This window comes from Pseudomonas sp. HY2-MNA-CIBAN-0224, from assembly GCF_040310285.1.
Classification (GTDB): domain Bacteria; phylum Pseudomonadota; class Gammaproteobacteria; order Pseudomonadales; family Pseudomonadaceae; genus Aquipseudomonas; species Aquipseudomonas helleri.
In genome coordinates this window covers 22,003-28,782 of record NZ_JBEOPQ010000062.1, presented here as the reverse complement: position 1 = coordinate 28,782, position 6,780 = coordinate 22,003, and the positions used below count along the sequence as shown (strand labels likewise).

General features: G+C 42.2%; 4 protein-coding genes and 1 pseudogene. 2 read left to right on the top strand and 3 right to left on the bottom strand.

Going from position 1 to position 6,780, the window contains the following annotated elements; all coding sequences use genetic code 11:
• Positions 1–113: 113 nt before the first annotated feature.
• A complete protein-coding gene (locus AAEZ03_RS21535; protein WP_350581420.1) occupies positions 114–1,430 on the bottom strand; it encodes a bifunctional DedA family/phosphatase PAP2 family protein in 1,317 nt (438 codons plus the stop codon).
• A gap of 106 nt (positions 1,431–1,536) precedes the next feature.
• Positions 1,537–1,932: pseudogene (locus tag AAEZ03_RS21530) on the bottom strand (DNA-3-methyladenine glycosylase); the annotation flags it as partial.
• A 47-nt stretch (positions 1,933–1,979) separates the two neighbouring features.
• Between AAEZ03_RS21530 and AAEZ03_RS21525 the strand changes: the two are divergent.
• Together AAEZ03_RS21525 and AAEZ03_RS21520 are read left to right on the top strand one after the other, a co-directional pair.
• On the top strand, positions 1,980–3,629 hold the full coding sequence (locus AAEZ03_RS21525; RefSeq protein ID WP_156995564.1) for a recombinase family protein: 1,650 nt from the start codon (positions 1,980–1,982) through the stop codon (positions 3,627–3,629).
• Between the two features lie 423 nt (positions 3,630–4,052).
• On the top strand, positions 4,053–5,699 hold the full coding sequence (locus AAEZ03_RS21520; protein WP_350581417.1) for a hypothetical protein: 1,647 nt from the start codon (positions 4,053–4,055) through the stop codon (positions 5,697–5,699).
• A gap of 59 nt (positions 5,700–5,758) precedes the next feature.
• Here the strand turns inward: AAEZ03_RS21520 and AAEZ03_RS21515 are convergent, their stop codons facing one another.
• Positions 5,759–6,637, bottom strand: a complete 879-nt coding sequence (locus AAEZ03_RS21515; RefSeq protein ID WP_032895148.1) for a hypothetical protein — start codon at positions 6,635–6,637, stop codon at positions 5,759–5,761.
• Between the last annotated feature and the right edge of the window lie 143 nt (positions 6,638–6,780).

Genomic DNA, 6,780 nt, shown 5'->3' with positions numbered 1-6,780 from the left:
CTGGGATGGAGGCTTGAAAAAGCTGGGTAGTTTTTTTGAATAAAAACAATGGGTTATTTTATGTTTGATAAGAGCTGTCGAGGCACGAAGGCTGCGATTTTTTAAGGCCTCGCTTAATACGCGTAGCGCAGCAGTTCCTTGGACAAATGGCTGAGCATGAAAAAGCCATACAGCGCTGCGCACGACGGCAAGATCATCCACCAGACTTTTACTGGCACCGGCGTAAGCACCATGTAGCGCTGGGTCAAGGCCAGGGCGAAGGCGTTGACGGTGATGGCCAGGAACGCGCCCGCCATGATGTCCGTTGGCCAATGGGCGCCCAGGTAAATCCGTGACATGGCCACGGTCATGGCCAGCAAGCAGCCGATCAGCACGCAGGTAATGCGCATGCGTTGCGGTTTTTCACGGCCCGCCAGAATCGCCAATGCCAAAAAGAACGCAAACGAGCCAGAGCTGTGGCCGCTGGGCATGCTGTAGCTGGTCAGCGGGTCGAGTAGCACGTCAGGGCGCATGCGCGCGAAGAAGTGCTTGGTGGCGGTGTTGGCAATGGCGGTAAACAGCGTGACCCCGCCAAAGAAGATCAAGGCGCGCCATTGTTTGTTGAAGAACAGCAACGCGCACACCAGAGCGGCGGCCAGCAGTTGCGTGCGGAAGTTACCGATCTGCGTCACCAGCACGGCCAGCATGTCCATGGTGCTGCTGCGATGTTCTTGCACCAAGGCGCTGATGCCCTGATCGAACGCGGCCATGTGCGAGTAGCCGAAGAACACCGCCACCAGCAGCGCCAGGCTCAGGGTGCCGATCAGCAGTGTGGCTTTGGGCTGGCGACGGACGTTGGCGTGGATGCTCAGACCCAGCAGGGCGGCGATGCTGACGGCGACGATGGCAGCTTGTGGCCAGAAGTTTTCAGGCAGCGGCAAGCGGATCGCCGCCCCGGTCGCCCAGCCCGGCAGCAGGTAAGCGACCGACCAGCCAGCGCCAGCCAGCAAACTGACCAGAATGAAGCGCGGCAGCGGCATGTCGCACATCCCGGCCACCATCGGCAGCATGGGCCGCAGCGGGCCAATGAAACGGCCAACGATCAGACTGATGATGCCGTAGCGCTGAAAGTAGTTTTCGGCGCCGGTCATCCATTCCGGGTGGGTGCGCAGCAAAGGCAAGCGCCGGATATTTTGATGGAAACGTCTGCCCAGCGCGTAAGACAACATGTCACCCAGCAAACCGCCGAGGAAGCCCAGCAGCAGAGTCTGGCCCAGCGACAGGGCGCCGCTACCGGCCAGCACTGCGATTGCAAACAACATCACCGTGCCGGGCACGATGATCCCGGCAATGGCCAGGCATTCCACGCACGCCACGATAAAAACGGCCAGGCCCAGCCATTGCGGGTTGGTGGTGAGCCAACTGGTAACGCTATCGAGCCATGGGCCCATACTTCAACTTCCTTTTGTTTTTTGTAGAGGATCAGCAACCCCTGTAGGAGCGAGCTTGCCTCGCGATCTTTTGATCTTTGAAAAAGATCGCGAGGCAAGCTCTCTCCTACAAGAGGGCGGTGTTTTCTAAAACGAGGTAATCCTGCCCTTCAACCTGGCCACGGCGCAGCGGGTTGCGGGTGCAGTACGGCGCGTAGTCGGCGTCGACAAACCGGTACAGCAAATGTTCGTCACGACCGTGCGGGATGCCCAGGCGGGTGGTCTGCAGGATGCGTGACGGTCGCTCTCTGACGTCATCAACCCACAATCGTTCGCGGTCGAAACGTTTGGCATCCCATTCGCGCACTTTCAGGCCCAAGGCTTTGCACAGCAGGGTTTGCCCCGCGCACAGCTTTTGCGCCGGGCGCGGCTGGCCTTGGGCATCAGGATTATTGAGTTGCATCTGCGCCAGGCTGTCCGGGCCAGACAGTGCGTCGACCCACGGGTAGGCCGATTTGATCAAGTCAGGCGTATAATACCCGTAAGATTTGACCTTATAGGGAGCGGCTTGTGGCACGGTTAATTTCATACCTTCGGATGTCTACAAGTGAGCAATTACGGGGCTTTTCGCTTGAACGTCAGCGAAAGCTAATAGCCGATTTTGCCGCAAAAAATGACTTGTCACTAGAAAATAGTCACGTTCTTGAAGACATAGGCCATTCTGCCTTTTCCGATGATACGCAACAAAAAGAACTTACTAAATTCTTTGAAGACCTTGAAAAAGGTAAGTTTCAGGCGGGTGATGTGTTTGCACTAGAAAACATTGACCGGTTAACAAGACGTGGCCCTATTGATGCTTTAATGAAGGTTAACGCGATAATTTCAAAAGGTTTGAAACTCGCAATCATCAGTGATAAAGAACAAAAAATCCTTGAAGAAATTGATGTTTATACAATCATCACTTTATCAATTGATGCTACCCGTGCAAATGTCGAAAGCAAAAACAAAAGCGATAAAGGTCTAGAAAACTGGGCCTTAAAAAGAGAGCTTGCCGCCAGTCAGGGCGTAGCAATGACTGCACAAGCCCCAGCGTGGCTTGATACCCAAACCTTCGAAGTATTTGATGAAGAAAAACGAAAAGACATTAAACGTCGTCGATACGTTCTCAATCCTGAAAAAGCCGAAACGGTCAAACTCATCTTTGAACTTTTCCAGAATGGTAACGGCTCGTTAAAAATCAAGAACATCTTGAATGAAAGAAAAATCCCAACATTCAAAAACGTTGAGTATTGGGAACCTTCCATAATTTCTAAAATTTTGAGAAATCCGGCAACCTTTGGACTTTATCAACCTAAGAAGCAAAACACTGGCAAACGTGATTTGATTGCAGCTTGTGAACCTATTGAGGACTATTTCCCGGCAATCATTAGCCGTGAAACGTTCGAACAATGTCAGCGTATTGCTGCAACAAATACCACGCGAAAAGGACGCAAAGGCAAAGTCTTTACCAACTTATTTACAGGATTGTTGAAATGTGCCGATTGCGGCGGTCCTGTTCATTTATTAAATCCGGGCATCGATAAACGTGCAAAGGTTCCCAAGTCGGTCAATTATATTGTGTGTAAGAAGGGGAAATTTACACGCGAATGTATTTTAAAACGTTTACGATATGACGATTTTGAAATTACCTTATTAAAAGCTATTCAAGAAATCAATCTTGCCGACATTTTAGATGAAAATAATCCGCTTGATATTTTAACCAAAAAACTACGGACAATTGAAATCAAGATTGATAAGAATAAAAAGTTGCTTGAAAATTTCCAGAAGTCTTTTATTGAAAATGATGGTGCCTTGCCTTCATTCATGATTGATGGAGCTAAACAAGCAGAACTAGAAATTAAAAATCTTTTAGTTGAGAAATCGCAAACAGAAGTAGAGGTTTCGCAGCTTAATATTTACAACTCAAACATTGATAATGCCGTTGAGGAATTGAAAGCAAATGGCACATATGAAACACGTTCAAAAATAAACTTGTTATTTCATGAAATCATCAAAAGCATTGTTATTGATTTTGAACTTAATGATTACGCCATCATGTTCAAGAATGGGGCCAAGCGTTTTATAAACGACGGCATCATCCAGAATGTTTTTAGAACAACAGACAACAAGCAAAGAGAAAGTGAACTTGAAGAAATATTGAAGTGGAAAAGAATTCAATAGAGAACCTAATCAGTTCACAAGGCTGCCTAATCAGGTGGCCTTTTTTGTCCTCGCTTGAAAATAAAATAATATATGGTAACTTGTAGTTAAATAACTCATTTACTGAAAGTATGAGTATTTATCAACCAGTTGATGGTAATTTCACACTTTCACTTCGTGAAAGCCGCTACGCTTGCGAAATGACCACTGGTGCCTAGTCGGCAGGACAGAATCAAAAGCTGAAAAGCAAAGGCAACACCTACTGTTCAACAAGAAAATTTTCACCATTTCCAATGGCTCTAATTTCTCTTGTAGAACACATTAGCGAAGTCTCCGCACCCTTTTAGGGTCGTAGCCTTACGCAGTCACCAGCGGCCTTGTAGGCCTTCTGAGTGACAAAGACAACTCAGTTCACCTACCCGGTGAACATCGATCAGGAGCAAGATGTCCAAAACCAAAAGTATGATCTGGAAAAGATTAAATTTCACCAGTGGTAACCGTGTTAAAAAAACACCCGGTATCAATCAACTTAAATCATCACTTGAACACTCTTTAAGAATTGTTCAAAAAGATGACCTTGAATTTAACAAAGACCTTATTGATAAGAACATTGTTTTTTTCAATAACAAACTTACAAGAATGGATAAGCTTTCGGTTGATGACCGAAAGAAAATGTTCAAATCCATATATGACCCACTGACTGAGCAAAAACAAGATAATGGACAGTTGGCCGAAGTTAATTGTGAGTTGTCAAAATACGCTTACAAGCTAAAAGAACTTATCAAAAAAAATGAAGATGGTGAATTGACATCGTTTCTTCAAGCTTTGCTTCAAAACCCAGAAGCTGTTGATGTTACTTCTTCAAATGTTATTGATGAAATGAATGTTCAACGCAAGAAGCAAAAGGTTTCTTGTGCCAATAAATACATAGAGTTAAAAAACAAATCCATCGAATTGAATAAATCCGATGATGATTTCAGTTTGAAAAAAACTGTTATTCAAGAAGCATTTTGGAAATTTCCATTTAATCAATGTGTGGATTATGTAAAGCCCACTGATTACATGAATATAATAAACAACTTTTACAAAGAAAACCTGCCTGACTATCCTGTTAAATTAATCGTTTTTCATGGTGATGAAATCACCAGTGAACACGATGATAACTTGGGAGTTCACCCGCATATATTTATAGATGGGAAAAACAAAAAAACAGGGAAATATGAGCTAATCAATGATGAATTTAAAATGGTTAATGATTTTTTGAAAAATGAGGGAAAACCTGAAATTGAAGGTAGAAGTTTCTCCGACGCTCAGGCACTAGGCGAAGCCTACCAGAAAATAATTTATGCCTTTGTAAACAAGGAGCTTGTTAAAAAGGGTTATGATTTTCAAGTTGAGGTATTACCTGAAACAGAAGATAAAAAAATAAGAAGAAAGTTAATCAATGATGATACTTCAAAACCTAAGATGTTTAGAACATATAATTCAATAAATAAAAGCATTGAAGAGCTTGAAGCCCTTAGTAAAGAATTAAAACAAAAGGCCGAAGATAAAGCTAGATTAGACAAAGACCTTAAAAGGATTTTAGGTGCCAATCGTATCTATAAAACTGAAAATGAACAACTAACAACCACCAACGAAGAACTTAGTTTAAAACTTGATGATGGTAAAAAAGAAGTTAATGCCATTATTGATAATATTCTTATATTGCAGCAAAGCGAAGACAAATTAGTTTCTTCAATAAGTTCAAAAACTGATGAAATCAACGAGCTTGATATTAAAATCGAAGACAAAAGAACTTATTATGAAAGACTTACAGATGCATTTTCATCTGTTAAAAACTTCGTTGAGGCTTGTATTAATCGAAGTATTAATTACCAACAATCAAAACCTAACAAAGCACAGCTTGACAAAATAAACGACCAATTGAAGATAATGCATAAAGAACTTCATTCACCTGATGGCCAAAAATACATAAATGAGTTTTTAGATGTTCAAGAAGTTGAGCTTGAAAAAAATGATATTCCTGTAAAATTCGAAGGCGGTCTTTTGGATAGAAAGAAGAACAGATTAGCCAAAATCAAGACGTGATTTTTTATGGAAGATAAACAATAAAAGCCCTGCGGGCTTTTTTGTATTACATGACTTTATTAAAAAGGTAGCTCTTCATCGAACTCTTCAAACGAGATTTTTTCTTTACTTTGGTTTTTTTCTTTTGGTTCAGGTAATGGCTTCGCTCTTCTTTTTTCAAATTCAATTTTATAGCCTGCCAGTTCTCGACCGTCTTTTATTGGCTCTACGCTCTTCAAAAAGCCAATGCTAATTAGTTCGTCGTGTGCCTTCTTTATATACTCATATGTTTTCGTTCTTGTGGCAAAATTGCTTTGTAATCTTTCTAGCACTTCACCTACCTTGAACTCTACACCATCATTAAATCTGTTTGTAAAATAGAACATATATAGTATTTTTGCGTAGTCACCTTTAATCTCTTTTAACTGGTCTAATTGAAGATTAAAAATCAAGTCAGGGTCGTGCTTGTAGAAATTCTCAAAAAATTTACTGAAAGTTATTTTTATTTCTTCCCTGTTTTCTTCATTCTCTTCAACATGCGTCAACAAATGACACCTGTATGTTTTAGGCCCGTATGAGAACTTCAAGTAAAAATCAAGCATATTATCAAGCGACAGCTTTAATTTCTCGATGTAAACCTTCTTGTTGCTAGGGTGGACTTTGTGGAACTTCATAAATTGGTTGAGATTGATTGTGAACGACAGCTTATCGGACTTTATCTTTCTTTGAAGAATGTAATAAAACACGTCAAAATCAAAACCTACTGACAAAGGGTAGAAACGCATTTCTACATTCTTAAAGCCATATAGGCTGTCAATTTTTAACTCTGTTCTTTTACGCTCGCCGTTCTTAATTGATTGAAATATAGGCAGGTGAAGAATTGACTTTGCAAACGTCATGTATGTGTCTTGTGCGTAAATCTTTTTTTTAGTTTCAATCTTATTGAATATTAGCTCCATTACGTCCCCTTTTGTTGTTCTATTAGTATCATCTAATCATAACCCTCCAAGAAGTCAATAGAACTACGCTGGTAATTTTGTTTAGCATAATAGTGTTACATATGACGCGGGGAGTATCTACATAGAGTGACGGTGTCTCTTCA

What these genes read in the sequence shown, in the direction of transcription:
- AAEZ03_RS21520 (WP_350581417.1), top strand. Translation starts at nt 4,053, where the DNA reads ATGTCCAAAACCAAAAGTATGATCTGGAAAAGATTAAATTTCACCAGT.
- AAEZ03_RS21535 (WP_350581420.1), bottom strand. Translation starts at nt 1,430, where the DNA reads ATGGGCCCATGGCTCGATAGCGTTACCAGTTGGCTCACCACCAACCCG.
- AAEZ03_RS21515 (WP_032895148.1), bottom strand. Translation starts at nt 6,637, where the DNA reads ATGGAGCTAATATTCAATAAGATTGAAACTAAAAAAAAGATTTACGCA.